Origin of the sequence: Acidovorax sp. 22279 (assembly GCF_052045435.1) — a bacterium.
GTDB classification, from domain to species: Bacteria; Pseudomonadota; Gammaproteobacteria; order Burkholderiales; family Burkholderiaceae_C; genus Acidovorax; species Acidovorax delafieldii.
In genome coordinates, this window is sequence record NZ_JBQEOV010000003.1 from 285,112 (window position 1) to 310,709 (window position 25,598).

Annotated in this window: 21 protein-coding genes; 12 read left to right on the forward strand and 9 right to left on the reverse strand. The window is 64.1% G+C overall.

Annotation, left to right across the window (positions count from 1 at the left end; all coding sequences use genetic code 11):
• Positions 1-21: 21 nt before the first annotated feature.
• The 5 genes from nuoL to ACTJKQ_RS05860 all read left to right on the forward strand — a co-directional run bounded on the left by nuoL (position 22) and on the right by ACTJKQ_RS05860 (position 6,115).
• A complete protein-coding gene (nuoL, locus tag ACTJKQ_RS05840; RefSeq protein WP_440596291.1) occupies positions 22-2,067 on the forward strand; it encodes an NADH-quinone oxidoreductase subunit L in 2,046 nt (681 codons plus the stop codon).
• Between the two features lie 12 nt (positions 2,068-2,079).
• Positions 2,080-3,555, forward strand: coding sequence for an NADH-quinone oxidoreductase subunit M (locus tag ACTJKQ_RS05845; RefSeq protein ID WP_440596292.1), 1,476 nt, complete (start codon positions 2,080-2,082; stop codon positions 3,553-3,555).
• Positions 3,556-3,584: 29 nt separating this feature from the next.
• Positions 3,585-5,078 (forward strand): NADH-quinone oxidoreductase subunit NuoN, encoded by a 1,494-nt coding sequence (gene nuoN, locus ACTJKQ_RS05850; protein ID WP_440596293.1) that lies wholly within the window; start codon positions 3,585-3,587, stop codon positions 5,076-5,078.
• A 72-nt stretch (positions 5,079-5,150) separates the two neighbouring features.
• A complete protein-coding gene (locus ACTJKQ_RS05855; RefSeq protein WP_440596294.1) occupies positions 5,151-5,456 on the forward strand; it encodes a DUF2818 family protein in 306 nt (101 codons plus the stop codon).
• Between the two features lie 176 nt (positions 5,457-5,632).
• A complete protein-coding gene (locus ACTJKQ_RS05860) occupies positions 5,633-6,115 on the forward strand; it encodes a DUF1178 family protein (RefSeq protein WP_440596295.1) in 483 nt (160 codons plus the stop codon).
• A 47-nt stretch (positions 6,116-6,162) separates the two neighbouring features.
• On the opposite strand, the gene ACTJKQ_RS05865 is transcribed toward ACTJKQ_RS05860, so the two are convergent.
• Positions 6,163-7,998, reverse strand: coding sequence for an ABC transporter transmembrane domain-containing protein (locus ACTJKQ_RS05865; RefSeq protein WP_440596296.1), 1,836 nt, complete (start codon positions 7,996-7,998; stop codon positions 6,163-6,165).
• Positions 7,999-8,376: 378 nt separating this feature from the next.
• On the opposite strand from ACTJKQ_RS05865, the gene ACTJKQ_RS05870 reads away from it, so the two are divergent.
• From ACTJKQ_RS05870 to ACTJKQ_RS05890, 5 genes are all read left to right on the forward strand, one after another.
• Entirely contained in the window at positions 8,377-9,147 is a 771-nt protein-coding gene (locus tag ACTJKQ_RS05870) for an ABC transporter ATP-binding protein (protein WP_015013285.1), read from the forward strand.
• On the forward strand, positions 9,147-9,860 hold the full coding sequence (locus ACTJKQ_RS05875) for an ABC transporter ATP-binding protein (RefSeq protein ID WP_056747689.1): 714 nt from the start codon (positions 9,147-9,149) through the stop codon (positions 9,858-9,860). Before ACTJKQ_RS05870 ends, ACTJKQ_RS05875 begins: the two co-directional genes overlap by 1 nt.
• Positions 9,861-9,919: 59 nt before the next feature.
• The gene (locus ACTJKQ_RS05880) at positions 9,920-11,116 is read left to right on the forward strand and encodes an ABC transporter substrate-binding protein (protein ID WP_056061590.1); all 1,197 of its coding nucleotides are present in this window, start codon (positions 9,920-9,922) and stop codon (positions 11,114-11,116) included.
• A 98-nt stretch (positions 11,117-11,214) separates the two neighbouring features.
• A complete protein-coding gene (locus ACTJKQ_RS05885; protein WP_056061592.1) occupies positions 11,215-12,099 on the forward strand; it encodes a branched-chain amino acid ABC transporter permease in 885 nt (294 codons plus the stop codon).
• A gap of 12 nt (positions 12,100-12,111) precedes the next feature.
• Positions 12,112-13,113, forward strand: a complete 1,002-nt coding sequence (locus ACTJKQ_RS05890; RefSeq protein ID WP_395455601.1) for a branched-chain amino acid ABC transporter permease — start codon at positions 12,112-12,114, stop codon at positions 13,111-13,113.
• 56 nt (positions 13,114-13,169) lie between these two features.
• Here ACTJKQ_RS05890 and ACTJKQ_RS05895 read toward each other — a convergent pair whose 3' ends face one another.
• From ACTJKQ_RS05895 to ACTJKQ_RS05905, 3 genes are read right to left on the reverse strand one after another with little or no spacing between them, the layout of a single operon-like run.
• Complete coding sequence (locus ACTJKQ_RS05895; RefSeq protein WP_440596297.1) at positions 13,170-14,339, reverse strand: lipocalin-like domain-containing protein; 1,170 nt, start codon at positions 14,337-14,339, stop codon at positions 13,170-13,172.
• A gap of 20 nt (positions 14,340-14,359) precedes the next feature.
• Positions 14,360-15,451, reverse strand: coding sequence for a PLP-dependent cysteine synthase family protein (locus ACTJKQ_RS05900; RefSeq protein ID WP_440596298.1), 1,092 nt, complete (start codon positions 15,449-15,451; stop codon positions 14,360-14,362).
• 40 nt (positions 15,452-15,491) lie between these two features.
• Positions 15,492-18,182, reverse strand: a complete 2,691-nt coding sequence (locus ACTJKQ_RS05905; RefSeq protein ID WP_440596299.1) for an FtsX-like permease family protein — start codon at positions 18,180-18,182, stop codon at positions 15,492-15,494.
• Positions 18,183-18,341: 159 nt separating this feature from the next.
• Here ACTJKQ_RS05905 and ACTJKQ_RS05910 point away from each other — a divergent pair, with 159 nt between their 5' ends.
• Entirely contained in the window at positions 18,342-18,770 is a 429-nt protein-coding gene (locus ACTJKQ_RS05910) for an Hsp20/alpha crystallin family protein (protein WP_015013295.1), read from the forward strand.
• 103 nt (positions 18,771-18,873) lie between these two features.
• Here the strand turns inward: ACTJKQ_RS05910 and ACTJKQ_RS05915 are convergent, their stop codons facing one another.
• Genes ACTJKQ_RS05915 through ACTJKQ_RS05925 form a run of 3 tightly spaced genes read right to left on the reverse strand, consistent with a single transcriptional unit; the run spans position 18,874 to position 21,750 of the window.
• Positions 18,874-19,524 (reverse strand): ABC transporter ATP-binding protein, encoded by a 651-nt coding sequence (locus tag ACTJKQ_RS05915; protein WP_440596300.1) that lies wholly within the window; start codon positions 19,522-19,524, stop codon positions 18,874-18,876.
• Entirely contained in the window at positions 19,521-20,522 is a 1,002-nt protein-coding gene (gene miaA / locus ACTJKQ_RS05920; protein WP_440596301.1) for a tRNA (adenosine(37)-N6)-dimethylallyltransferase MiaA, read from the reverse strand. The genes ACTJKQ_RS05915 and miaA overlap by 4 nt, the downstream gene beginning before the upstream one ends.
• The gene (locus ACTJKQ_RS05925) at positions 20,509-21,750 is read right to left on the reverse strand and encodes a multidrug effflux MFS transporter (protein ID WP_116749364.1); all 1,242 of its coding nucleotides are present in this window, start codon (positions 21,748-21,750) and stop codon (positions 20,509-20,511) included. The genes miaA and ACTJKQ_RS05925 overlap by 14 nt, the downstream gene beginning before the upstream one ends.
• 244 nt (positions 21,751-21,994) lie before the next feature.
• On the opposite strand from ACTJKQ_RS05925, the gene ACTJKQ_RS05930 reads away from it, so the two are divergent.
• Entirely contained in the window at positions 21,995-23,377 is a 1,383-nt protein-coding gene (locus ACTJKQ_RS05930; protein WP_440596302.1) for a serine hydrolase domain-containing protein, read from the forward strand.
• A gap of 37 nt (positions 23,378-23,414) precedes the next feature.
• Here ACTJKQ_RS05930 and ACTJKQ_RS05935 read toward each other — a convergent pair whose 3' ends face one another.
• Complete coding sequence (locus ACTJKQ_RS05935) at positions 23,415-24,248, reverse strand: alpha/beta hydrolase (protein ID WP_056743467.1); 834 nt, start codon at positions 24,246-24,248, stop codon at positions 23,415-23,417.
• A 124-nt stretch (positions 24,249-24,372) separates the two neighbouring features.
• Positions 24,373-25,506, reverse strand: coding sequence for a PilT/PilU family type 4a pilus ATPase (locus ACTJKQ_RS05940; RefSeq protein ID WP_260666836.1), 1,134 nt, complete (start codon positions 25,504-25,506; stop codon positions 24,373-24,375).
• Between the last annotated feature and the right edge of the window lie 92 nt (positions 25,507-25,598).

Here is a 25,598-nt window from a genome sequence, read left to right on the forward strand (position 1 = left end):
GTATTCCCAAGGTTCTCAAGAATGAGTCAAACCCTCTCTGCTTCAACCCTCCTGGCAGTGCCGTTGGCACCGCTGGCAGGCGCCGTACTGGCCGGCGTCTTCGGTACGACCTTCGGTAGTAACTGGATCGGTCGTCGCCTGAGCCATACCCTGACCATCCTCGGGGTGCTGGTTGCTTTCATCCTCTCGGCGATGACGCTCAAGAGCGTGGCGCTCGATGGTGCCCGGTTCAATGAAACCCTGTACACCTGGATGGTGGTGGGTGGCTTGAAGATGGAAGTGGGTTTCCTGATCGACAGCCTCACGGCGATGATGATGGTGGTGGTGACCTTTGTGTCGCTGATGGTTCACATCTACACCATTGGCTACATGGAAGAAGACGAGGGCTACAACCGCTTCTTTGCCTACATTTCGCTGTTCACTTTCTCCATGCTCATGCTCGTCATGAGCAACAACCTGCTGCAGCTGTTCTTTGGTTGGGAGGCGGTGGGTCTGGTGTCCTACCTGCTCATCGGGTTCTGGTTCAACAAGCCTTCTGCCATCTTCGCCAACATGAAGGCGTTTCTGGTCAACCGTGTCGGCGACTTCGGCTTCATTCTGGGCATCGGCCTGATCGCAGCGTATACCGGCACCTTGAACTATGGCGAGATCTTCGCCAAGGCGGGTGAACTGGGCTCTCTGTCGTTCCCCGGCACCAGCTGGATGCTCGTCACGGTGATCTGCATCTGCCTGTTCATCGGCGCTATGGGCAAGTCGGCGCAGTTTCCCTTGCACGTCTGGCTGCCTGATTCGATGGAGGGTCCGACTCCCATCTCCGCTCTGATCCACGCTGCCACCATGGTGACCGCCGGTATCTTCATGGTGTCGCGCATGTCGCCTCTGTTCGAGCTGTCGGACACTGCGCTGAGTTTCATTCTGGTGATTGGTGCCATCACAGCATTGTTCATGGGTTTCCTGGGCGTCATCCAGAACGACATCAAGCGCGTGGTGGCGTATTCGACGCTTTCGCAGCTCGGCTACATGACAGTAGCGCTTGGCGCCTCGGCGTACTCGGTGGCTGTGTTCCACCTGATGACCCATGCGTTCTTCAAAGCCTTGTTGTTCCTGGGCGCAGGCTCGGTCATCATGGGCATGCATCACAACCAGGACATCCGCTGGATGGGCGGTGTGCGCAAGTACATGCCCATCACCTGGATCACCTCGCTGCTGGGTTCTATGGCCCTGATCGGCACGCCGCTGTTCTCGGGTTTCTATTCCAAGGACAGCATCATTGAGGCGGTGCACTTCAGCCACCTGCCAGGTGCGGGCTTCGCGCACTTCGCTGTGCTGGCAGGTGTGTTCATCACAGCGTTTTACTCGTTCCGGATGTACTTCCTGGTCTTCCATGGCAAGGAGCGTTACGACCAGAACCCGGATGCTCACCACGACGATCACCATGGCCATGATGACCACCACGGTCATGACGCTAAGCCACATGAGTCGCCCTGGGTGGTGACAGTCCCCTTGGTGCTGCTAGCGATCCCGTCGGTGGTGGTGGGCTTCTTGTTCATCCAGCCCATGCTGTTTGGGGACTTCTTCAAGGATGTCATTTTTGTGAATGCGGCCAAGCATCCTTCCATGGCACACATGGCGGAGCATTTCCACAGCGCCTGGGCCATGGCATTGCATGGTCTGCAGACGGCGCCGTTCTGGCTCGCATTGGCAGGTGTTGCGCTTTCGTACTACATGTACATGGTCAATCCTGCGTTGCCCACGGCGATCAAGGCGCGCGTACAGCCCATCTACACATTGCTTGAAAACAAGTACTACCTCGACTGGATCAACGAGAACATTCTGGCTCGTGGTGCACGTGCGCTGGGCGTGGGTCTCTGGAAGGGCGGGGATCAGGCTGTGATCGATGGCGCCCTGGTCAACGGGTCCTGGAAGCTGGTCCGTGGCGTCGCGGGAGTAGTCCGCTGGGTGCAGTCTGGCTTTATCTTCCATTACGCACTGGTGATGATCCTGGGTGTATTCGCACTGATGACCTGGTTTGTCTGGGGCGATGTTTTCATGCAGCTCATCAAATAAGGAAAACAACAAATGGGTCTGTTGAGTCTTGCAATCTGGACACCGATTGCGTTTGGCGTGCTGTTGCTCGCCATCGGGCGCGATGAGCACGCGCGTGCCGTGCGCTGGCTGGCGCTCGTCGGCGCGCTGATCGGCTTCCTGGTCACGCTGCCTTTATACGATGGCTTCAAGCTGGGTACAGCAGCCATGCAGTTTGTGGAGAAGGCTGACTGGATCGAGCGCTTCAACGTCCACTACCACCTTGGGGTGGACGGCATTTCCTTCTGGTTCGTGCCGCTGACAGCATTCATTACCGTCATTGTGGTGATTGCTTCCTGGGAGTCGATCACGGAGCGCGTGAACCAGTACATGGGCGCTTTCCTGATCCTTTCGGGGCTCATGATCGGTGTGTTCAGCGCACTCGACGGCATTCTGTTCTATGTGTTCTTCGAGGCAACGCTGATCCCGATGTATCTGATCATCGGCATCTGGGGCGGCCCCAACAAGATCTACGCAGCGTTCAAGTTCTTCCTGTATACGCTGCTCGGATCGCTGTTGATGCTCATCGCGCTGATCTACCTGTACAACCAGTCGGGTGGCAGCTTTGACATTGCGACCTGGCATCAGCTGCCGTTGAGCGGACGTGCGCAGACCCTGCTGTTCTTCGCATTCTTTGCCGCCTTTGCTGTGAAGGTGCCCATGTGGCCCGTCCACACTTGGCTGCCCGATGTGCACGTGGAGGCGCCTACGGGCGGTTCTGCAGTGTTGGCCGCCATCATGCTGAAACTGGGTGCCTACGGTTTTCTGCGGTTTTCGCTGCCAATCGCTCCTGACGCTGCACGCCAGTGGGCTTGGCTGATGATTGCCTTGTCGCTGATCGCCGTGATCTATGTGGGCCTGGTGGCCATGGTCCAGAAGGACATGAAGAAGCTGGTGGCTTACTCGTCGGTGGCGCACATGGGTTTTGTGACCTTGGGCTTTTTCATCTTCAACGACCTGGGCGTGTCCGGCGGTATTGTCCAGATGATTGCGCACGGTTTTGTGTCCGGTGCGATGTTCTTGTCCATCGGTGTCTTGTACGACCGCGTGCACTCCCGTGAAATTGCCGCCTATGGTGGCGTGGTCAATACCATGCCGAACTTCACGGCGTTTGCCCTGCTGTTTGCCATGGCCAACTGCGGTCTGCCGGGTACGGCCGGTTTTGTGGGTGAGTGGATGGTGATCCTGGGTGCCGTCAAGGCCAATTTCTGGATCGGTCTGGCTTCCGCCACTGCGCTGATTTTTGGTGCTGCTTACACCCTGTGGATGTTCAAGCGTGTGTACCTGGGCCCCGTGGGCAATGACAACGTCAAGGGCTTGACGGACATCGACAGCCGCGAGTTCCTGGTGCTTACTGTGCTGGGCATCGCGGTGCTGGCCATGGGCCTCTACCCCCGTCCGTTCACCGACGTGATGGACACCTCGGTGGCAGAACTGCTCAAGCATGTCGCGCAGACCAAGCTGAACTGAACAGACCAGACTGAACTGAGAGATTCGAGATGATTGACAACATCAGCTGGCTAGCGATTTACCCCGAAATTGTGCTGTTGACGATGGCCTGCGTGATTGCGCTGGTTGATCTGGGCGTACACAGCCCTCGTCGCACCAGCACCTATGTGCTGACCATGCTCACGCTGGCCGTGGTGGCTGCCCTGCAGGCCATGTATGCCAGCAGCGGTAACACCTTCTACGGTTTTGGCAACATGGTGGTGAGTGACGCCATGGGCAATTGGCTCAAGTGTTTTGCCACCGTGGCCATGATGGTCACCCTGGTGTATGGCCGCCCCTATGCTGCCGACCGCGACATGTTGCGGGGGGGCGAGCTCTTCACGCTGGCCATGTTCGCTTTGCTCGGCATGTTCATCATGATCTCGGGCAACAACTTCCTGGTGATCTACCTGGGGCTTGAGTTGCTCACGCTGTCGAGCTATGCCCTGGTGGCATTGCGTCGCGACAACGCTACCGCCACAGAAGCGGCCATGAAGTATTTTGTGCTGGGCGCCATGGCCAGTGGCTTCCTGCTGTATGGGTTGTCCATGGTGTACGGTGCCACGGGCTCGCTGGATATTGGCCAGGTGTTCAAGGCAGTCAATTCCGGTCAGATCAAGCATCAGGTGCTGGTGTTCGGCTTGGTGTTTGTGGTAGCCGGTCTGGCCTTCAAGCTGGGGGTGGTGCCCTTCCACATGTGGATTCCCGATGTCTACCAGGGCGCACCCACTGCAGTGACGCTGATGATTGGTGGTGCGCCCAAGCTGGCTGCATTTGCCATCACCATCCGTTTGCTGGTGGATGGTCTGCTGCCGCTGGCTATCGACTGGCAACAGATGCTGGCCGTGTTGGCGATTGGTTCTTTGCTCGTGGGTAACCTGGCAGCCATTGCGCAGACCAATCTCAAGCGCATGCTGGCCTACTCCACCATCTCCCAGATGGGCTTTGTGCTGCTGGGCCTGATGTCCGGGGTCATCAATGGCAACGTGGACGCCACTGCGGTGGAGAACGCCTACAGCGCCTCGATGTTCTACGTCATCACCTATGTGTTGACCACGCTGGCGGCCTTTGGTGTGATCCTGCTGCTGGCCCGGGAAGGTTTTGAGAGCGAAGAGATTTCCGATTTCGCAGGCCTCAATCAGCGGAGCCCCCTGTACGCTGGCGTGATGGCTGTCTGCCTGTTCTCCATGGCAGGTATTCCTCCTCTGGTGGGCTTCTATGCCAAGCTGGCGGTTCTTCAAGCCCTGATCGCTTCGGGGCAGACCATCTACATGGCGATGGCTGTGTTTGCCGTGATCATGTCGCTGATCGGTGCGTTCTACTACCTGCGGGTGGTGAAGGTCATGTATTTCGACGCACCCTTGACCGCTACCAATGTATCGGCGCCCGCCGATGTGCGCGTGGTGCTGACCATCAACGGCGCGTTGGTGCTGGTGTTGGGCTTGCTGCCAGGCGGTTTGATGGCCCTGTGTGCCGACGCCGTGGTCCGCGCACTGGCGACCTGATCGTAGCCTGCGTGCACACGCCGCGCGGGCTACTGCTCCCATTCCCAATTTGCTGCCTCGATCAGTTCCTCTGTGTCACTTACCGGTTCGGTTTGGCTTGTGATTGTGGCGGCTTTGATTGCCGCCAATCTGCCCTTCGTCAATCAGCGCTGGCTGGTGGTGGGCCCCTCCGTCGCCAACGGCAAGCCTCTGGTCGGGCGCATGGCCGAACTGATCGTTTTGTACTTCTTGGTGGGCGGGATGGCTCTGTTGTTGGAGCGTCGTGCAGGCCAAATTGCACCTCAGGGCTGGGAGTTTTACGCCATCACCGGCACCATGTTTCTCACGCTGGCCTTCCCCGGGTTTGTCTATCGGTATCTGCTGCGGCGCCGCGGCTGAAGCAGCGGTCGGTTCCGGGCAGTTCCATTCGACAAAGCCTTGAGGGCACTTCCCCGTTGCCAGCTGTAGGCCTGCAAATGGGGTGGAGCACTTCTGAACACAACTCTGCACCTGGACGTTGATGTGCCTGGTGGCGCCAATCATGGGATCGCGCTCGCCAGCGTACGATGCATCTTATGAAGGTACTGGATCTCCAATGTCAGCACGGCCATGTGTTTGAAGGCTGGTTTGGTTCTGAAGATGACTTTCAGAGCCAGAAGCAGCGCGGGTTGGTGGAGTGCCCTTTGTGCGCAGACGTCCATATCGACAAGCGGCTGAGCGCGCCGCGCCTGAATCTGGGCGCCCGCGAGCCCGCCGCAGCTGCGGCGGCACCGTCCGGCACAACTTCTGTTTCGCGTGCTGTTTCCAGCGTGCAGGTCGAGGCATCGACGCTTCCCCCGGCGCTACAGGCAGCGTGGCTGGAGCTGGCCCGCAAGGTCGTCGCGAATACCGAAGATGTCGGCTCCCGGTTTGCCGATGAAGCCAGGCGCATGCACCACGGCGAGGTTCAGGATCGGGCCATTCGTGGCCAGGCCACCGCGCAGGAGGCGTTGCAGCTGCTGGATGAGGGCATTGCCGTCGTGCCGTTGCCAGCGGCAGTCAAGGAAACCCTGCAGTAGCCACTGCACCCGGTCCTGGGGGTAGACCTTGCGGAATGGTGCCGGGATCAACTGGTGAACTGCAGTGCCGCCAGGCGCGCATACACCCCACCTTGTGCCATCAATGCGCTGTGGGTGCCTTGCTCCACGATCTGACCGTGGTCCAGCACCACGATGCGGTCGGCATTTTGTACCGTGGCCAGGCGGTGGGCGATTACCAGCGTGGTCCTTCTGCCCGTGTGGCGCTGCATGGCGGTGTCCAGCGCGGCCTGCACCATGCGCTCACTTTCTGCGTCCAGTGCGCTGGTGGCCTCGTCCAGCAGCAACAGGGGCGGATTTTTGAGCATGGCTCGGGCAATGGCGATGCGTTGGCGCTGGCCGCCCGACAGGCGTACACCCCGTTCGCCCAGAAACGTGTGGTAGCCCTCGGGCAGGGCTGCGATGAAGTCATGCGCAAAGGCAGCCCGGGTGGCCGCCATGACCTCTTCGTCGGAGGCATCCGGACTGCCATAGCGGACGTTGTCCATGGCCGAGGCGGAGAAAATCACGGCATCCTGGGGCACGGTGCCCGTATGGGCGCGCAGTGTGTCCAGGCTCAGGTCGCGGATGTCCACACCGTTCAATAGGATGCGTCCCTCTCGTGAACCCTGAGCACCCGCCTCCCTGCCTCTATCCACGTCATAAAAGCGCTGCAGCAACTGAAACACCGTTGTCTTGCCCGCCCCGCTGGCGCCCACCAGTGCCACCGTCTCTCCGGGTAACAGGTGCAGCGAGAAGTTCTGCAGTGCGGGCTGATCCGGGCGCGACGGGTAGTGAAACTGCACGTTGTCAAACTGCACCTCCAGCCCTTGATCCGAAGTGGGCAGCCGCTTGGGTGTCGCAGGGTTTGCCACGGGGGACCGGCTCGACAGCAATTCCATCAAGCGCTCGGTGGCACCGGCCGCACGCAGCAGGTCTCCGTACACTTCGCCCAGCACTGCCACCGCGCTCGCCAGCAGAATCACGTACACCACGGTCTGGCCCAGGTGGCCCGCACTCATCTGTCCGGCCAACACGGCTTCTGTGCCCCGGTACAGCCCCCACAGCAACAGGGCCGCGTTGGCGATGATGATGAAGGCCACGAGCAAGGCGCGTGCCTTGGTGCGCTTGACCGCCGCGCGAAAGGCGTCTTCCGTGGCCCGCGCAAACCTTGAGGCCTCGCGTGGCTCAGCGGTATAGCTCTGCACCACGGGGATGGCGTTGAGCACTTCGGCCGCGATGGCGCTGGAGTCGGCCACGCGGTCCTGGCTGTCGCGTGACAATCGGCGCACCCTGCGACCGATCCACATCGTGGGCAGCACCACCAGCACGACGGCCAGCAGTACCACCGACATCACATAGGGATTCGTCCACACCAGCATGACCAGGGCACCCAGGCCCAGAACCGCATTGCGCAGCCCCATGGACAGCGATGAGCCGACCACGGTCTGCACCAGCGTCGTGTCCGACGTCAGCCGCGACAGCACCTCGCCGGTTTGGGTGGTCTCGAAGAACTGGGGGCTTTGCTGCAGCACATGGCTATAGACGGCGTTGCGCAGGTCAGCGGTGACGCGCTCGCCCAGCCAGCTCACCATATAAAAGCGCGCGGCTGAAAACCCGCCCAGTGCCATGGCCACCGCAAACAGCTCTTCAAAATGCCCACTAAGGGCCATGGCCTGCGCTCCCCGGTCACCCGTCGCAGAGACCAGACCTCCATCGATGAGATTGCGCAGTGCCATGGGAAACGCCAGTGTGGCCAAGGCCGCCAGCACCAGGAACACCAGCGACAGTGCAATGCGCGCACGATACGGCCGCAAAAAGGGCAGCAGTCCCGTGAGCGAGCGGGGGGCGCCACGGGCGGGTGTCGAGGAGGGGAGGGAGGGCATCATGGCAGTGTAGGCGGCTTAGCTGGGTGCCGCAGAAGGAGCGCGGTCCGGCCCCTCCATGGTTATAAGTGGTGCCCACGGTGGTGAATACCAAGGCTTGTCAGTAAAAAGTCAGTGATGGGCGCGGCGCTGCACCACCAACGCGCGTGGTCTTCTGTGCCTGCCACGGCGTCAGATTGAGCATTGGCGCGCTGCCCGCGCCCGTACATCCCCGGCGCCATGCGCCCTCAGGGCGGGTACGTAGGCATTTATACATAGGCATTAGTCCCAGTATCTACCGCGGGGTAGGGAGACATACGATGCGTTGCGATCCAACCTCCCCGGAGACCTTGTTGCAAGGCTCCTCATTTCAGCACCTTACGGAGCGGCCAAGGCGCAATGAGCGACGTCATTCTTGAAACCAACAGCCTGACCAAAGAGTTCAAGGGCTTCACCGCCGTCAGCGATGTGAACCTGGCCGTTCGGCGCGGCTCCATCCATGCGCTGATCGGTCCCAATGGTGCGGGCAAGACCACGTGCTTCAACCTGCTCACCAAGTTCCTGGAGCCGACCTCGGGTGTCATCCGCTTCAACGGGCACGACATCACGCGAGAGCAGCCCGCACAGATTGCGCGCCGTGGAGTGATCCGCTCGTTCCAGATATCGGCCGTGTTCCCGCACCTGACACTCATCGAGAACGTGCGCCTGGGCCTGCAGCGCAAGCTGGGCACTTCGTTTCACTTCTGGCGCAGCGAGCGCACCCTGCGACAGCTTGACGACCGTGCCATGCAACTGCTGACCGAGGTGGGGCTGGAAGACCTGGCCGATGAAGTGACCGTGAACCTGCCCTATGGCCGCAAGCGCGCATTGGAGATCGCGACCACGCTGTCCATGGAGCCCGAGTTGATGCTGCTGGACGAGCCCACGCAGGGCATGGGCCACGAAGACGTGGACCGCGTTACCCAGCTCATCAAGAAGGTCTCGGCAGGCCGCACCATCCTGATGGTGGAACACAACATGAAGGTGGTGTCGACCATCGCAGACCGTATCACCGTGCTGCAGCGCGGCGCCGTGCTGGCCGAAGGCCCCTACGCAGAAGTCTCCAACAACCCCCAAGTCATGGAAGCCTACATGGGCACGACCGACGGCCAACTGCAGGGAGCGCACTGATGGCTGGCGCTCCCGCACTCGAAATCAAGAACCTCGAAGCCTGGTACGGCGAGTCGCATGTGCTGCACGGCGTGGACATCGTCGTCCAGCCGGGCGAGGTGGTCACGCTGCTGGGCCGCAACGGTGCAGGCCGCACCACCACCATGCGCGCCATCATGGGGCTGACCGGTGCGCGCAAGGGTTCGGTCAAGATCAACGGCGTGGAAACCGTGAACATGCCCACGCACCGTATTGCGCACCTGGGCGTGGGCTACTGCCCTGAAGAGCGTGGCATTTTCTCCAGCCTGTCGTGCGAAGAAAACCTGCTGTTGCCACCCGCCCTCAAGACGGGCACGCCGGGCATGTCGGTGCAGGAGATCTACGCCATGTTCCCCAACCTGGCCGAGCGCAAGAACAGCCAGGGCACGCGCCTGTCGGGCGGTGAACAGCAGATGCTGGCCGTGGCCCGCATCCTGCGCACTGGCGCCAATCTGCTGCTGCTCGATGAAATCTCCGAAGGCCTGGCGCCCGTCATCGTGCAGGCCCTGGCCCGCATGATCACCATGCTGCGCCAGAAGGGCTACACCGTGGTCATGGTTGAGCAGAACTTCCGTTTTGCCGCACCGCTGGCCGACCGGTTCTACGTGATGGAGCACGGCCGCATCGTGGAGAAGTTTGGCGCCGCCGAGCTGGAGGCCAAGATGCCCGTGCTCAACGAACTGCTGGGCGTCTGAGCCACGCCCACACCCTTTCCCCACCGTTTTCTTCCACCACACCCACAGGAGACAAATCCATGAAGAAACAACTCAAAGTGCTGGCACTGATGCTGGGCGTTGCAGGTCTGGCCACCTCGGCCGCGCACGCGCAGGACAAGGTCAAGATCGGTTTCATCACCGACATGTCCAGCCTGTATGCGGACGTGGAAGGCAAGAACGGCGCAGTGGCCATTCAGATGGCGATTGATGACTTTGGCGGCAAGGTGCTGGGCATGCCCATCGAGCTGCTGACAGCAGACCACCAGAACAAGGCCGACATCGCAGCCTCCAAGGCCAGGGAGTGGATCGATACCCAAGGCCTGACAATGCTGTTTGGGGGAACCAACTCGGGTACCGCACTTGCTTCGGCCAAGGTCGCTGCAGAGAAAAAGCGTGTCTATATCAACAACGGTGCTGCCAGCTCCGCGCTGACCAACGACCAGTGCACACCGTACACCGTGCACTACGCGTATGACACTGTGGCACTGGCCAAGGGCACGGGCTCGGCCATTGTGGATGGTGGCGGCAAGAGCTGGTACTTCCTGACGGCAGACTATGCCTTCGGCCATGCGCTCGAAGCCGACACCACCGCCGTGGTCAAGGCCAAGGGCGGCAACGTGGTGGGCGCTGTGCGCCACCCGCTGAACGCGTCCGACTTCTCGTCCTTCCTGCTGCAGGCACAGAACTCCAAGGCACAGATCCTGGGCCTGGCCAATGCAGGTGGTGACACCATCAACTCCATCAAGGCTGCCAAGGAGTTCGGCATCGGCAAAAGCATGAAGCTCGCCGGCCTGCTGATCTTCATCTCCGACGTGCACAGCCTGGGCCTGCGCAACACCGAAGGCCTGCAGTTCACCACCAGCTGGTACTGGGATCTGAACGACGAGACCCGCAAGTTCTCGGCCCGCTTCTTCGAGAAGACCAAGCGCATGCCAACCGAAATCCAGGCGGCTGACTACTCGGCCACCATGAATTACCTCAAGGCCGTGGAAGCCGCCAAGTCGGTGGACGCCGACAAGGTCATGACCACATGGCGCGGCATGAAGATGAACGACTTCTTCGGCTCGGGCCAGCTGCGCGCCGACGGCCGTTACGTACACGACATGTACCTGATGGAAGTGAAGAAGCCTGCAGAGTCCACCAAGCCCTGGGACTACTACAAGCTGATCAAGAAGCTGCCTGGTGACTCCGTGTTCACCACCAAGGCCGAGAGCAAGTGCCCGCTCTGGAAGTAAACCCCTGAGAGGGCCCACGCCGGCCAAGCTGTCCCAGCGGGACGCCGGTCCCGGTGTGGCCCTCTGACCTGAACTCTCTCCACCTGCTGCTGCCTCCCATGGAAATCTTTGGTGTCTCATTGCCCGGCCTGTTGAGCCAGCTCCTTCTGGGGCTGGTCAACGGATCGTTCTACGCAATCCTCAGCCTGGGGCTGGCTGTGATCTTTGGCCTGCTCAACGTCATCAACTTTGCGCACGGTGCACTGTTCATGACCGGGGCATTGCTGACATGGATGGCCATGAACTACTTCGGCATCAACTACTGGTTGATGCTGGTGCTGGCGCCGCTCTTGGTGGGGCTGTTTGGGGTGCTGATCGAGCGCTTGCTGCTGCGTTGGATCTACAAGCTTGATCACCTGTACGGGCTGCTGCTCACGCTGGGCCTGACCCTGCTGATCGAAGGCGTGTTTCGCTCCATCTATGGCGTGTCGGGCCTGGGCTACGACACTCCCGAGCTGCTGGAAGGCGCGACCAACCTCGGCTTCATGATCATGCCCAATTACCGTGCGTGGGTGGTGGTGGCCTCGGTGGTGGTGTGCATCGGCACCTGGTACGTGATCGAAAAAACCAAGCTGGGCGCCTATCTGCGCGCCGGTACTGAAAACCCGCGCCTGGTGGAAGCCTTCGGCATCAACGTGCCGGTGATGGTGACCCTGACCTACGCCTTTGGTGCCGCACTGGCTGCTTTTGCCGGTGTGCTGGCCGCCCCCGTGTACCAGGTCACCCCGCTCATGGGCCAGAACCTGATCATCGTGGTGTTTGCCGTGGTCGTGATTGGCGGCATGGGCTCCATCATGGGCTCCATCTTGACCGGGCTGGGCCTGGGAGTGATCGAAGGTTTCACCAAGGTGTTCTACCCCGAAGCATCTTCCACCGTGGTGTTCGTCATCATGGTCATCGTTCTTCTCATTCGCCCCGCCGGCCTGTTCGGCAAAGAAAAATAAGGGGCCGCCAGCATGAATTCCAAGAACACTGCCACCATTGGTTACGGCCTGCTGTTGCTGGCCCTCATTGCCGCGCCTTTTCTCGGCGCCTATCCCGTCTTCGTGATGAAGCTCATGTGCTTTGCACTGTTTGCTTCCGCGTTCAACCTGCTGCTCGGTTACACCGGCCTGCTGTCTTTTGGCCATGCGGCCTTCCTCGGTGGCGCAGCCTATGTGGCTGGCCACGCCATCAAGGTGTGGGGCCTGACGCCTGAAGTGGGTCTGCTGCTCGGCACCGCCGGTGGCGCGCTGCTGGGCCTGCTGTTTGGCTGGCTGGCCATTCGCCGCCAGGGCATTTACTTCTCCATGATCACATTGGCGCTGGCGCAGATGCTGTTCTTTGCCTGTCTCCAAGCCCCCTTCACGGGTGGTGAGGACGGCTTGCAGGGTGTGCCGCGCGGTAAGCTGTTTGGCGTGATCGATCTGCAAAGCGACCTCGTCATGTACTACGTCGCGCTGGTCATCGTGGTCGCGGCCTTCTTGCTGATCGTGCGCACCATCCACTCGCCGTTCGGCCAGGTGCTCAAGGGCATCAAGGAGAACGAGCCCCGCGCCATCTCGCTGGGCTATGACACGCACCGCTTCAAGCTGCTGGCCTTTGTGTTGTCGGCGGCTCTGGCGGGCCTGGCAGGCTCTCTCAAGACCCTGGTGCTTGGCTTTGCCACGCTGTCCGATGTGCACTGGACCGCGTCGGGTCAGGTCATCCTGATGACGCTGGTAGGCGGCCTGGGCACGCTGTCGGGCCCGCTCATTGGCTCGGCCGTGGTGGTGCTGCTGGAGAACAAGATCGGTGAATTCGGCAACCTGTTGGCCGCCTTGACCAGCGTGGAATGGTTCAAGACCCTGGGCGAATCCGTCACCATGGTCACGGGCCTGATTTTCGTGATCTGCGTGCTGGCTTTCCGCCGCGGCATCATGGGCGAGATCATTGCCTGGCTGGCGCAGCGCCGCGCAGGCAGCTCCGCCAAGCATTGAAGATGTGACACCGCCCGATCTGGCGGTGTCTTTCTGACATCAAGCCGCTGCTGCTTTTACAGGCGCAGCGGCTTTGCGTATCCAGTCATCTCCAGGTAGCCCCTACCTATAGGTTGGCCTCTGGCGCTCATCAGGTCAGACAGGCCTTCCCAATAGATCGCCCCCGTTGATCCGCTGCTGTCCAGCTCCTGGCTTTCCAGCAGCGCGTTCACTTCAAAGCTGCCTGCGGGCGTTTCCACCCGCCACTGCACCGGGTAGCGCGCGCCACTGCGCGGGCTGGTCCACCACCGCAAGGGGGTGAACGCCACAGACTGCGCCCCAAACACCTGCACCGGCTGCCCGGGCGCTCGCCACGATCCTCCCGCCCACAACGCAGTGCCATCAGCCCGCCGCAGGCGAAAGGCTGTGAGCGCGCTGCCGTCGTGCAGGTTCATGCCGATCCAGTCCCACCCCTGGGCGTCAGGGTGCAGCAGTGCCTCGCTCCACTCGTGGTCCATCCAGGCGCGGCCAGTGTCGGGCGTCACCGCCATGCGTTGGTTGCCCACCTGCAAGGTGCCGCTGACGGCCAACTGTGGCTGGCTGTAGTAGTAACTGGCCTGCTCGGCGTCCGGCCCCTTGCGGGACAGCCCTTGCTGCCCCTGCAGCAGCACGGGCTGGGTGCTGTCAAACACCAGGTCCAGCCCAAAATCGCTGCCCACGATGTGGGTGGTGTAGCGGCTGGCTGCAAAGTCTGACTTGCCGCGCGCTGTGTCGCTGCGCTCCAGCGTCCAGTCCTGCAGGCGGATGCGGGTGTCGGCCTCACTGGCCTGCGCCACCCCAAAACCGGCACGCGCAATCCGCTGGTCATGCACCAGCTGCTGGCCTCGCACATCGGTGATGGCGGCGTGCGCAAACAGCAGGTGTTTGGCCGCAAAGGCGGACTGCAACTGCTGCGTGCCATCCACCCGCGAGCGGAAGAACGTGATCTGAAAACCCCAGGGCTGCCCCTGCGCCTGCACATGGCCGGTGATGTACCACCACTCGGTGCGCAGCTCCGGGTGGCTGCCATGGTCGCGCGGAAAGGCCAGCGTGCGTGCAGGCAAGGCATGCGCGGAAAGGGGCAACCACCCCGCAGCCCCGATGGCGGCCAGGCCCCAGGGCATCTGTTGCGCCAGCCACCGCCGGCGCGTGACCATGGGACCGGGGGCAAGCGGCAAAGAACCTGGGGGCAATGGGTGGGAGGGCATGGTGCAGTGCGTGGCTGGCATCAGCCGATCAGGCCATCCACCTTCTGCTGCGCAGCCGAGCAATCGCCAAACGTGCGGTCCACCCATGCCGTGTCGAAGTACGTGGGCAGATACCGTTCGCCCGCATCACACAGCAGCGACAGGATGGAGCCGCGCTCGCCCCGTTCGCGCATCTCGCTGGCCAGCGTGAGCATGGCCACAAAGTTGGTGCCTGTGGACGGGCCCACGCGCCGCCCCAGCAACTGCGACAGCGCACGCATGGCGGCGATGGACTCGCAGTCCGCCACATCCACCATGCGGTCCACCAGCGTACGGATAAAGCTTGGCTCCACCCGTGGGCGACCAATGCCTTCAATGCGGGATCCTGGCGCCGTCAACTGCGCATCGCCCGTGCGGTGGTAGGCGCTGAACACCGACCCCGCCGGGTCGGCCACACACACCTGCGTGGCATGGCGCTGGTAGCGCACGTAGCGGCCAATGGTGGCGCTGGTGCCGCCCGTGCCCGCGCCCACCACGATCCAGTGCGGCACAGGGTGCGGCTCGCGCGCCATCTGCGTGAACATGCTCTCGGCAATGTTGTTGTTGCCGCGCCAGTCGGTCGCGCGCTCGGCATACGTGAACTGGTCCATGTAGTGGCCGCCCGTCTCCTCGGCAATCGCACGGGCCGCGTCATACACAGCGCCCGCGCTGTCCACAAAGTGGCAACGCCCGCCATGGAACTCGATCTGCGCCACTTTCTCGGGTGACGTGCTGCGCGGCATCACCGCCACAAACGGCAACCCTAGCAGCCGGGCAAAGTAAGCCTCACTCACCGCCGTGGAGCCGCTGGACGACTCGACGATGGTCGAGCCCTCATGCACCCAGCCATTGCACAGCGCATACAAAAACAGCGACCGCGCCAGCCGGTGCTTCAGGCTGCCCGTGGGGTGGGTGGATTCGTCCTTGAGGTACAGGTCAATGCCATGCGCGGCAAACGCTGGCAAGCGCAGTGGGATCAGGTGGGTGTCGGCACTGCGCTGGTAGTCGGCTTCGATGCGAGCGATGGCTTCGTGCAGCCAGGGGGCGCGATCTTGAGGGTGGCAAGGTCCGGAGGTGTTCTGTTGAAAAGACATAGTTGCATTGTCGCGGTGTTCCATGGGGTAGCTTGTATCTTCACCAATCCTCCTTCACCGCCATCACCGCATCACGCCCTGCTGCCGCCCGGCCCGCCAGCCATGCGGTGACCGTGCCCGACACAACAACGGCAGCACACAGCCCCAGCAACCTCCAACCCGGCACCGCCAAATCCATCGTCCAGTGAAAACTCTGCGGGTTGACCACGTGCACCAGCACCACGGACACGGCCAGCCCCAGCAGCACGCCCGCCGCTGCACCCACCGCCGTCCACGCGGCCCCTTCGCCCGCCACCACGGTCAGGATCTGGCGCCGCGTGAGGCCCAGGTGGGCGAGCAGGCCAAACTCCTTGCGCCGTGCCAGCACCTGGGCGCTGAAGCTGGCGGCCACGCCGAACAGGCCGATGCCGATGGCGACGGCCTGCAGCCAGTAGGTGACGGCAAAGCTGCGGTCGAAGATGCGCAGCGAGCGTTCGCGGATGGTGGCGGCGGAGCTGAATTCCACCAGGGCCTCGTTACCGTCGCCCGTGGTGGCGCCCGCCGCAGTGGAGGGCTGGCGGCCGGCTTGGGTCGCAGCGAGCGCGCGGATGGACGCCTGCAAGGCAGACACATCGGTGCCCTCGCTGGGCCACAGGGCCAGGTCGCTGGTGCGGGCGTCGCCGGTCAGGCGCAGCCACACAGCGCGGTCCATCACCACGGCGCCGGTTTGCCGGGCATAGTCACGCCAGATGCCTGCTATGTAAAAGATAGCTGCTGGCGCATGATTCTCTGGCGCTTGAGGGCTAAAAGCCTTGGAAAGTGCAGGCCACTCCATGCCGGGGCGCAGGCCGTACAGGTCCACCACGGCCTCGCTGATGTAGACGCCGGTGCGGCCGGGGGGCACGGGCAGGGCCTCGCCCACCAGCGGCAGGGTCTGCGCCGGCTCATCTCCCAGGGGGCGGCTCAGCACCGTGAGGGCGGGCAGGGTGGGGGACAGCTGCAGCGGGCTGGCGCGCAGGGGCTGCACGTGGTCCAGTCCTGGCAACTGGCCCACCGCCTCCGCAAAGCCCGCAGGCAGCAACGCGGCCTCACCGCCGCCCGTGCCACCCGCACTGAGGGCCGAGCGCACGTACAGCGGCGACGGCAGCACCGCGTCCAGCCACTGTGTGACCGAGCCGCGAAAGCTGGACACCATCACCGTCAGCGCAACGGCCAGGCTGAGGGATGCGACCACGCCGCCCACCGCGATGGCAGCGCTGCCCCGCATGCGCCGCGCGCGCTCCAGCGCCAGCAGTGGCAGCGCATGGCGTGCGGCCAGGGGCTGCAGCCATGCCAGCAACCGCGCCATGCCCCAGGGCAACAGGGCGATGCCACCCACCAGCAGCAGGGCAATGGCGACGTACGCGGCCAGTGGAATGCCAAATACGGGTGGAGCGCTAGTCAAAATTGCCCCGGCAGCTATCAAAACGATACCAACAGTGCCCTTGTCCGCCTGGCTGGCTGCGGCGCCAAGGCCCTTCAGGGTCTGGGCCGGGGGCAGGGTCTGCGCGGCGCGGGCGGGCCACCAGCCACCCGCCAAGGCGGCCGCCACGCCCAGTGCGCCGTACATCAGGGCGGCGGGGGCGCTCCATTGCAGCGCGGGCCGCACGCCCGCAAAGTAGCCACCGCCCAGGTCGCCGCCCAGCAGTTGCAGCGCTGTGGCAGCCAGCGCGGTGCCCAGCGTTATGCCCAGCACGCTGCCCAGCAGGCCCAGCGCTGCCGACTCTGCCAGCACCAGTGCCAGCCGCTGGCGCGGTGTGGCGCCCAGCACGGCCAGCAGCGCAAACTGCGGCCCGCGCTGCGCCACGCTGAGGGCCAGCACCGAGAACACCAGAAACGCCCCGGTGAACAGTGCCACCAGCGCCAGCACCGTCAGGTTGACCCGGTAGGCGCGCGACAGGTTGCTGATGCGCTGGGTGGCATCGCCGGGCTGCGCCAGCACTAGGTTGGCAGGCCAGCCGGGCTGCGCGCGCAGTGTGGCTTCCCACGCAGTGCGGTCGGTGCCGGGCTGCAGTTGCAGGTCGATGCGGGTGAGTGCGCCCGCACGGCCAAACAGATCTTGCGCAGCGCCAATGTCCATCACGGCCAGCGGCGCGCCGCCGGCGGTCACGGTGCCCGCCACCTGCACCGTGAGCGCCTGTTGCAAACCCACCTGCAGCGTAAGGCGGGGCAGGGGCGACGATGGTGCTGGAGCGGCGGCAGAAAGCCCCAGCACCTGCAGCGCGGCCGTGTTGAGGAACACCGTTGCGGGGGCGAAGAGGGCAAACCGGTCGGCGCTGTCCCAGGGGCGTGGCACCAGCGCCGGGGCCATGGTGGGCAGCAGCAGTGCATCGGCGCCCAGCACACGGATGGGAGTGCGAAGGGACTGGTCTTTGGTGCCCGCTGCATTAGCGCCCGCCGTGGTGGCTGCCTGCGCTACGGCCGACAGCTCCAGCAGCGGGCTGGCGCGGGTCACTTGTGGGTCGGTGGCCAGGCGTTCGTACAGCGCCTCGGGCAGGCCGCCTTGCATGGCGCGCAGCTCCAGGTCGGGCTGGCCGTTGACGGCGCGCACGGCCTGCGAGAACTCGTCCAGCGCCGACGCATTGATCACATGCACCGCAAACGCCAGTGCCACACCCAGCATCACGGCCGCCACCGCTGCGGCGCTGCGCCAGGGGTGGTGGCGCAGGTCTTGCCAGGAGAAGGTGCGGAGCAGGGCGAGCATGGCCAGCATTGTGGCCGCAGGCGTTGGGAGCCTGGGTTTTTGACGCACATCAACCTTGCATTTCAACCCCCTTGAAGCCGCGATGCCGCAGGCCTATCTTGGAGTCAGGGCCCGCCCTCCTGCGCTGGCTCAGTTGTCTGTTTCAACCCCTTTTCAGGAGCCAAAACCATGAACTCTCTCGTGACCCGTGGCAGTCTGTTTGACGACTTTTTCAAGGACATTGCCCCCGGCTTTTACGTGCGCCCGCTGCATGGCGACAACCTGCCTTCGCCCAGCCAGATCAAGGTGGATGTGAAGGAAACCGAAAGCGGCTACACGGTGCAGGCCGAGGTGCCCGGCGTGGCGAAGGAGGACATCCATGTCTCGCTCGAAGGCAATGTGGTGAGCCTGCGCGCCGAGGTGCGCCAGCACGATGAAAAGCGCGAGGGCGAGAAGGTGCTGCGCAGCGAGCGCTACTTTGGCGCTGTGGCCCGCAGCTTCCAGTTGCCCGCCGATGTGGACGCCGCGCAGGCCAAGGCCAAGTACGACAACGGCGTGCTGACGCTGAACCTGCCCAAGAAGGTGAACAAGGCGGCGCAGCGGCTGAACATCGAGTGAGCGTGGCTCACACAACCCTTCTGGCGTCGTTGCTGCGCTTGGCCAGAACCGCTGCGCTGGGCAGTGTGATCCGCTCTACGCCTTCGCTGAAGTTCGGGTTTGCCTAGGCGGCGATGCCGCTGGCAGTGAGGCGCAGCACCCGGTCGGCCCGCGCCGCAGCAGCGTCGGAATGGGTGACCAGCACCAGCGATGCGCCGTGCTCGCGTGTCTGCGCCAGCAGCAGGTCCATCACGCGCGTGGCGGTGGTGGGGTCGAGGTTGCCGGTGGGCTCGTCGGCCAGCAGCAGGGCGGGGCGGTGCACCAGCGCGCGGGCGATGGCCACACGCTGCAGCTGCCCGCCGCTGAGCTGCTGAGGCAGCCGTGCGCCCAGACCTTCCAGGCCCACGGCGGCCAGCATGTGCTGCACCCGGGCCGCGTCGGTTTGGCCCAGCAGCATCAGCGGCAGTGCCACATTCTGTGCCACGTCCAGGTGCGGCAGCACGTGGAAGGCCTGGAACACAAAACCCACATGGGCGCGGCGCCACAGCGCGCGAGCGGTGTCGTCGAGCTGGCCCAGGTCGGTAGTGCCATGGGTGATGCTGCCTGTGTCCCAGGTATCCAGTCCCGCCAGGCAGTTGAGCAGGGTGGACTTGCCCACGCCCGAATCGCCCACGATGGCCACAAACTCGCCGGGTGCCACGGCGAACTGCACGTTGGCGAACACCGGCGTGCTGCCGTAGTGCTTGCCCAGGTTCTGCACACCCAGCAGCGTCATGGCGTGGGCTGCTCCAGGCGTTGCAGCACGGCCTGCACCAGCGTGGCCACGGCATGGGGCTGGTCGCAGGCGATGGCCTGGCGCTGCGGCATGCTGCGCAGCCAGGTGATCTGGCGCTTGGCCAGTTGCCGTGTGGCGGCAATGCCGCGTTCGCGCAGGAAGGCCGTGTTCAACGGGGTGCCCGCAGGACGGCTGGCCTGGAAGTCCAGCTCCTCCCACACCTGCCGGTAGCCTACGCAGCGCATGGAGGGCAGGTCGGGGTGCAGGTCGCCGCGTGCGCGCAGGGCCGCCACCTCGTCGATGAAGCCGCCAGCCAGCATGGCGTCGAAACGCTGGGCGATGCGCTCATGCAGCCAGGCCCGGTTCTCGGGTTCCAAGGAAAAAAGCGCGCTAGCGCCAGTGTTGTTTGTGTTGTCTGCTACCTTTTTGATAGTGTGAAAGCTCGACAACGGCTGGCCTGACACATGCCATACCTCCAGCGCCCGCTGGATACGCTGGCTGTCGCCGGGGGCCAGGCGCGCGGCCGTCACTGGGTCCACACGCGCCAGCTCGGCATGCAGGGCGGGCCAGCCCTGCTCGGCCGCCTCGGCTTCGATCTTGGCGCGTACCTCGGGGTCGGCGGCGGGCATGTCGTCAATGCCATCAAACAGTGCCTTGAAGTACAGCATGGTGCCGCCCACCAGTAATGGCATTGCGCCGCGCGCGCGGATCTCGGCGATGAGCCGGGTGGCGTCCTGCACAAACTCGGCGGCGCTGTAGGCCTGCAGCGGGTCGCGGATGTCGATGAGGTGGTGTGGCACGGCGACGCGCTCGTCGGGCGTGGGCTTGGCCGTGCCAATGTCCATGCCCCGGTACACCAGGGCCGAGTCCACGCTGATGATCTCGACCGGCCGGCCCTGTTTGCCCAGCACGGCGGCCAGCGCCAGCGCGCCGGCGGTCTTGCCCGACGCCGTGGGGCCCGCCAGGGCGATGGTAGGTAGAGTGTCAGGCGTGCTCACGGGGCGCTCCAAACTTCTGCACCAGCGTCCACGAGATCACGGCCAGCACCACCGACCAGAACCAGATGCCGTTGACCAGCGGCCAGACCGTGCCATCGAGCCGCAGCCCCAGCCAGCCGCCAATGGCAAAGGCCGCCAGCATCATCATGAAACCGTTGAGCGCGGATGCGACACCTGCCGCCTTGGGGAAAGGCCCTACGGCGCCACTTTGCCCGCAGGGCTGGTGGATGCCGTGCGCCACCATGAACAGGTAGAACGGTAGCGTCAGTGCCCAGGGGTGGTGCCAGCCCATCCAGGCCACCAGCGCCATCAGCGTGCCGCCGCTGGCGCTCAAGGCCCCGGCAATGGCCACCGTGCGCTGCAGGCCAAACCGTGCCAGCAGAGCGCGGCATACAAAGGTGCCCGCGAAGTAGGCCACGCAGGCAGACGCCATGACCCAGCCATACATGGTGCGCGTGAGGCCCAGCACGTCGATGTAGACGAACGAAGACGACGCCAGAAACGTGAACAGCCCACCATAGGTGGCCGTGGTCTGCAGCGAAAACGCCCAGAAGGTGGGGCTGCGCAACACCTGTTGCCAGGTGCCCACCAGCGCACGGGGCTGCAGCGCTTGGGGGTTGCGGTGGGCCAGGGTCTCGGGCAAGCGCAAGGCCACCAGCGCCAGCGTGACCACGGCGTACACCGTGAGTGCCAGCAGCGCAGCGCGCCAGCCCAGCCATTCGCTCAGCAGGCCACCCATGGGCGCGCAGATGCAGGCCACGATGCCCAGCCCCGTGAGCGCCTTGGACATGGCGCGCGCGCCCTCCAGCGGGGTGTACAGGTCGCGCACGATGGCGCGCGCGCACATCACCACGGCCCCCATGGCAGCACCCTGGGCGATGCGCCACAGAATCAGCAGGCCCATGGTCGGCGCAAAGGCACTGCCCAGCGAGGCCACGGTGTAGATGGTCAGGCCCGCCAGCAGGATGGGGCGGCGGCCAAAGCGGTCAGACAGAGGGCCCCACACCATCTGAGAACAACCAAACGCCAGCAGCAGCCCGCTGAGCGTGAGCTGCGCCGCCGCCATGGGCGCGCCCAGGCTGCGGGTGAGCGCGGGCAGCGCGGGCAGGTACAGGTCGGTGGTGACGGGCTGGATGGACAGCAACAGGGCCAGCACCAGAATGGCCAGACCGGGTTGGACAGAGACAGGGGCGGCCGCAGACGCTGCGGTGGCGGAGGGGGCAGACATATCTGTCTGAGCGTACCAGAAGGGGTGGGCGCGCCGCAGGCAGGGCGGTGGACCCAGGCGGTGAGAACTTGCGCAAATTTATGTATGACAAAGGTCGCGCGGGTGACATCCTGCCTTGCGCGGGGCGCAGCACCATGGTGGGGCGGTGGCTGGCAGCCCGTCATACCTTGGACGCTGTTCTGAGGGACGCTTCGCCCGAATGCTGCACCAAGCAACACAACACAACACCACAAGGAGACAAGCCATGCACAAGACTTACAGCGCCTCTGCGGCGCAAACCGCTCACCCTGCGCATCCTGCGCAGCCCCGGCGTTCTGGCGCATTCCCAGCCGCGCTGTGGCGGGCAGCCTGCGCTGCGGCGGCATTGGGTGTGGCCTTTGCGGTCCCAGCCCAGGCGCAGGCCCCGGCGCTACCAGCGCCCGAGACCGTGACGCTGGACAAGCTGGGCTACATGAGCACCTTCCCACCCGAAGGGGCGCAGCGTGTGGACCTGAGCAACTCGTACAAATACCCGCAGCTGCGCTGGGCCGTGCAGCACCTGCGCGAGCTGCAGCCCACACGCAATATCCGCCGGGGCGGTGCCGCACCATCTGCGTTGCCGGCCGACCCGCGACCATTGGGCGCAGTGGCATTCGATGACGACAAGGGCCAGCCCATCACGGTGGACCAATGGTTCACCCGCACCTACACCGATGCACTGGTGGTGATGCACAAGGGCCGCGTGGTGTACGAGCGCTACGACAACCAGATGAAGCCCTACTCGCCGCATCTGCTGTTCTCGGTCACCAAGTCGTTCACCGGGCTCATGGCGGCGCAGCTGGCGCACGAGGGCAAGATCGACCCCGAGGCGCTGGTGGCCAAGTACGTGCCGGAGCTGGCCGAATCGGCCTGGGGCGACATGAAGGTGCGCGATGTGATGGACATGACGGGCGCCGTGCGCTTCCGCGAGGTCTACACCGACCCGACCACCGAGATCTTTGGCTACAGCTGGTCCAGCGGCCTGCTGCCACGTCCGCCTGGTTACCAGGGGCCGACCAATGTCTACGACTTCCTCAAGACGCTCAAGAAGGAAGGCGAACACGGCGCCGGTTTTGTGTACCGCACCGTGCATTCTGAGGTGCTGGGCTGGATCGTGTCGCGCGCTACCGGCAAACACTGGGCCGAGCTCATGAGCGACAACATCTGGCAAAAGCTGGGCACCGAGGAAGACGCCCATGTGATGGTGGACAGCGTGGGCACGCCCCTGCAGGGCGCAGGCCTCACCGCCACGGCGCGCGACCTGGCGCGGTTTGGCGAGATGCTGCGCCTGGGCGGCAGCTTCAACGGCCAGAAAATTTTTGACAAGGCCGTGATCGACGACACCGCCAAGGGCGGCGACCGCGAGAAGTTCAAGATGGGGGGCATGGCCTTTCGGCCCGGCTACAGCTACCGCAACCAGTGGTGGGTGCTGCACAACGCCGACGGCGCCTACGAGGCTGCGGGCATCCACGGCCAGTTCATCCACGTGAACCCGGCTGCCGAGATGGTGGTGGTCAAGCTGTCGTCCCACCCTGTGGCGGGGGCAGGCTTTACCCACCCGCTCACCCTCAAGGCCTGGGCAGCGCTGGCGCAGGCGGTGCGCCGCTGAGACAGCGCGGCTGACTCGTCGCGGCGAGCCGCTGCGCTTACTTCAGGTGGAACAGCGAGGCCACGGCCTCGCGGTACTGCCGTTGGCCCACAGAGTTGGTGTTGTGGTGCGAGCCGCCCTCTACCAGCACAAACTGCTTGGGCTCCCGCGCTGCCTCGTACAGCTGGCGGCCGAGCGTGGGGCGGATCAGGCTGTCGTCGCTGCCATGCACCACCAGCAGCGGCGAGCCGATCTCGGCCACCTTGCGGATGGATTCGAACCGCTGCGTGATGAGCGGCGACACCGGCAGCCAGCCCCACTTGAAGGTGCTGACCACGTCGGGGATGCTGGTGAAGGTGCCTTCGACGATGGTGCCCTTTTCATCCGGCACCTGGCGCGCCAGATCGATCGCAATGGCGCCGCCCAGCGAGTGGCCGAAGATGTAGCGCGGCTTGTCCGGGTGCTGCTCGGCCAGCCAGTTCCAGGCGGCGCGGGCGTCCTCGGCGGCGGTGGCCTCGGACGGCAGGCCTGCGCTGCTGCGCCCAAAGCCCCGGTAGTCGATGGCCAGCACCGAAAAGCCCAGCTCCTGCATGCGCCGGATACGGCCTGACGAGCCCGCCACGTTCCAGCGCGCGCCGTGCAGGTACAGCAGCACCGGCGCGCCGGCCTGGGTGTGGGGCAGCCACAGCCCGTGCAGGCGCTCGGCCTTGCCGCTGGCGTCGGAGGCGAACTCGATCCAGACGTCCTGCATGCCTTCGGTGGACGGCGCGCCGCCCCAGCTGCGGTCGCTGGGCTGGAAGATCCATTCGCGCTGCTTGGCGTCAAGGGTGGCGCAACCCACGCTCACGGCCACCACCAGCCCCAGGGATGCAAGAAGAGGGATTCGTTTCATCGTCCGACTGATTCTGGCGCAGGTACAAAAGTTCGGTGAGGATCAAGCACGGGAGCCGGTGGCTTGCAGTGGTGGAGCAGACGATATCCCTGGCGCCGTCCCGGCGCTGGCGCCAGCACGCCGTTCACGACAGCCGCGAGGCCGACTGCATGGGCGAGGAGGTATCGATGGAAAGCTCTCCTGCATCCTGCGTGGTCACGCCGGCCGCCAGGCGCACGCGCAGCGCCAGGTCGGTGCGCGAGTCTGCGTTGTGCAGGGCCTCGTCCAGCGAGATGCGGCTGTCGGTGTAGAGCTGGTACAGCGCCTGGTCAAAGGTGCACATGCCGATCTCGGTGCTGTGGCCCATGGCCTCCTTGATGCCCGAGAACTCACCCTTGGCGATCAGGTCGGCGATGTAGGGCGAGTTGAGCATCACCTCCACCGCAGGCACCAGCTTTTCGTGCAGGCCGGGGATCAGGCGCTGAGAGATCACGCCGGCCAGGTTCAGGCTCAGGTCCATCAGTAGCTGGTGGTGGGCGTCTTCGGGGAAGAAGTTGATGACCCGCTCCATGGCCTGGTTGGCGTTGTTGGCGTGCAGCGTGGACAGGCACAGGTGGCCGGTCTCGGCATAGGCGATGGCCTGCTTCATGGTGTTGCGGTCGCGGATCTCGCCGATCATGATCACGTCCGGCGCCTCGCGCAGCGCATTCTTCAGGGCCTCTTCGTACGACTGCGTGTCGATGCCCACCTCGCGCTGGTCCACCACCGAGCGCTTGTGCGCGTGCAAAAACTCCAGCGGGTCTTCGATGGTGAGGATGTGGCCCGTGACGTTCTCGTTACGGTAGTTGATCATCGATGCCAGCGTGGTCGATTTGCCCGAGCCCGTGGCCCCGGTCACCAGCACCAGGCCACGCTTGCGCAGCACCAGCTTTTCCAGCACCGGGGGCAGGCCCAGCGCGGCCAGCGGCGGGATCTTGTTCTTGATGTAGCGCACCACCATGCCGGTTTCGCCGCGCTGCACGAACACGTTGACCCGAAAGCGCCCCAGGTTCTCGGCCGAGATCGACAGGTTCATCTCCTGCTTGGCCTCGAACTCGCCGATCTGCTTTTCGTTCATCACCGCGTAGGCCAGCTGCTTGACCTGACCGGGCAGCAAGGCGGGCATCTTCAACGGGTGTGTGACCCCTTCGATCTTGAGATTGACCGGCGCACCGACACTGAAAAAGAGGTCCGAGCCTCCCTTTTCGACCATGACGTTCAAGAAGCTGAAGATTTCCACGGCGGACTCCCGAAAGTGTGCGTATTGGTTTTCAAGTGCAGCATAGCCTGCACTGCGCTGCGCGCCAAAAACAAAGGGGCCGAAGCCCCAGT

What these genes read in the sequence shown, in the direction of transcription:
- ACTJKQ_RS05905 (WP_440596299.1), bottom strand. Translation starts at nt 18,182, where the DNA reads ATGCTGGCCATGCTCGCCCTGCTCCGCACCTTCTCCTGGCAAGACCTG.
- ACTJKQ_RS05845 (WP_440596292.1), top strand. Translation starts at nt 2,080, where the DNA reads ATGGGTCTGTTGAGTCTTGCAATCTGGACACCGATTGCGTTTGGCGTG.
- ACTJKQ_RS05915 (WP_440596300.1), bottom strand. Translation starts at nt 19,524, where the DNA reads ATGACGCTGCTGGGTGTGCAGAACCTGGGCAAGCACTACGGCAGCACG.
- ACTJKQ_RS05895 (WP_440596297.1), bottom strand. Translation starts at nt 14,339, where the DNA reads ATGCCCTCCCACCCATTGCCCCCAGGTTCTTTGCCGCTTGCCCCCGGT.
- ACTJKQ_RS05870 (WP_015013285.1), top strand. Translation starts at nt 8,377, where the DNA reads ATGAGCGACGTCATTCTTGAAACCAACAGCCTGACCAAAGAGTTCAAG.
- ACTJKQ_RS05860 (WP_440596295.1), top strand. Translation starts at nt 5,633, where the DNA reads ATGAAGGTACTGGATCTCCAATGTCAGCACGGCCATGTGTTTGAAGGC.
- ACTJKQ_RS05930 (WP_440596302.1), top strand. Translation starts at nt 21,995, where the DNA reads ATGCACAAGACTTACAGCGCCTCTGCGGCGCAAACCGCTCACCCTGCG.
- ACTJKQ_RS05865 (WP_440596296.1), bottom strand. Translation starts at nt 7,998, where the DNA reads ATGCCCTCCCTCCCCTCCTCGACACCCGCCCGTGGCGCCCCCCGCTCG.
- ACTJKQ_RS05925 (WP_116749364.1), bottom strand. Translation starts at nt 21,750, where the DNA reads ATGTCTGCCCCCTCCGCCACCGCAGCGTCTGCGGCCGCCCCTGTCTCT.
- ACTJKQ_RS05875 (WP_056747689.1), top strand. Translation starts at nt 9,147, where the DNA reads ATGGCTGGCGCTCCCGCACTCGAAATCAAGAACCTCGAAGCCTGGTAC.
- ACTJKQ_RS05935 (WP_056743467.1), bottom strand. Translation starts at nt 24,248, where the DNA reads ATGAAACGAATCCCTCTTCTTGCATCCCTGGGGCTGGTGGTGGCCGTG.
- ACTJKQ_RS05890 (WP_395455601.1), top strand. Translation starts at nt 12,112, where the DNA reads ATGAATTCCAAGAACACTGCCACCATTGGTTACGGCCTGCTGTTGCTG.
- ACTJKQ_RS05880 (WP_056061590.1), top strand. Translation starts at nt 9,920, where the DNA reads ATGAAGAAACAACTCAAAGTGCTGGCACTGATGCTGGGCGTTGCAGGT.
- nuoL (WP_440596291.1), top strand. Translation starts at nt 22, where the DNA reads ATGAGTCAAACCCTCTCTGCTTCAACCCTCCTGGCAGTGCCGTTGGCA.
- ACTJKQ_RS05900 (WP_440596298.1), bottom strand. Translation starts at nt 15,451, where the DNA reads ATGTCTTTTCAACAGAACACCTCCGGACCTTGCCACCCTCAAGATCGC.
- ACTJKQ_RS05885 (WP_056061592.1), top strand. Translation starts at nt 11,215, where the DNA reads ATGGAAATCTTTGGTGTCTCATTGCCCGGCCTGTTGAGCCAGCTCCTT.
- nuoN (WP_440596293.1), top strand. Translation starts at nt 3,585, where the DNA reads ATGATTGACAACATCAGCTGGCTAGCGATTTACCCCGAAATTGTGCTG.
- ACTJKQ_RS05910 (WP_015013295.1), top strand. Translation starts at nt 18,342, where the DNA reads ATGAACTCTCTCGTGACCCGTGGCAGTCTGTTTGACGACTTTTTCAAG.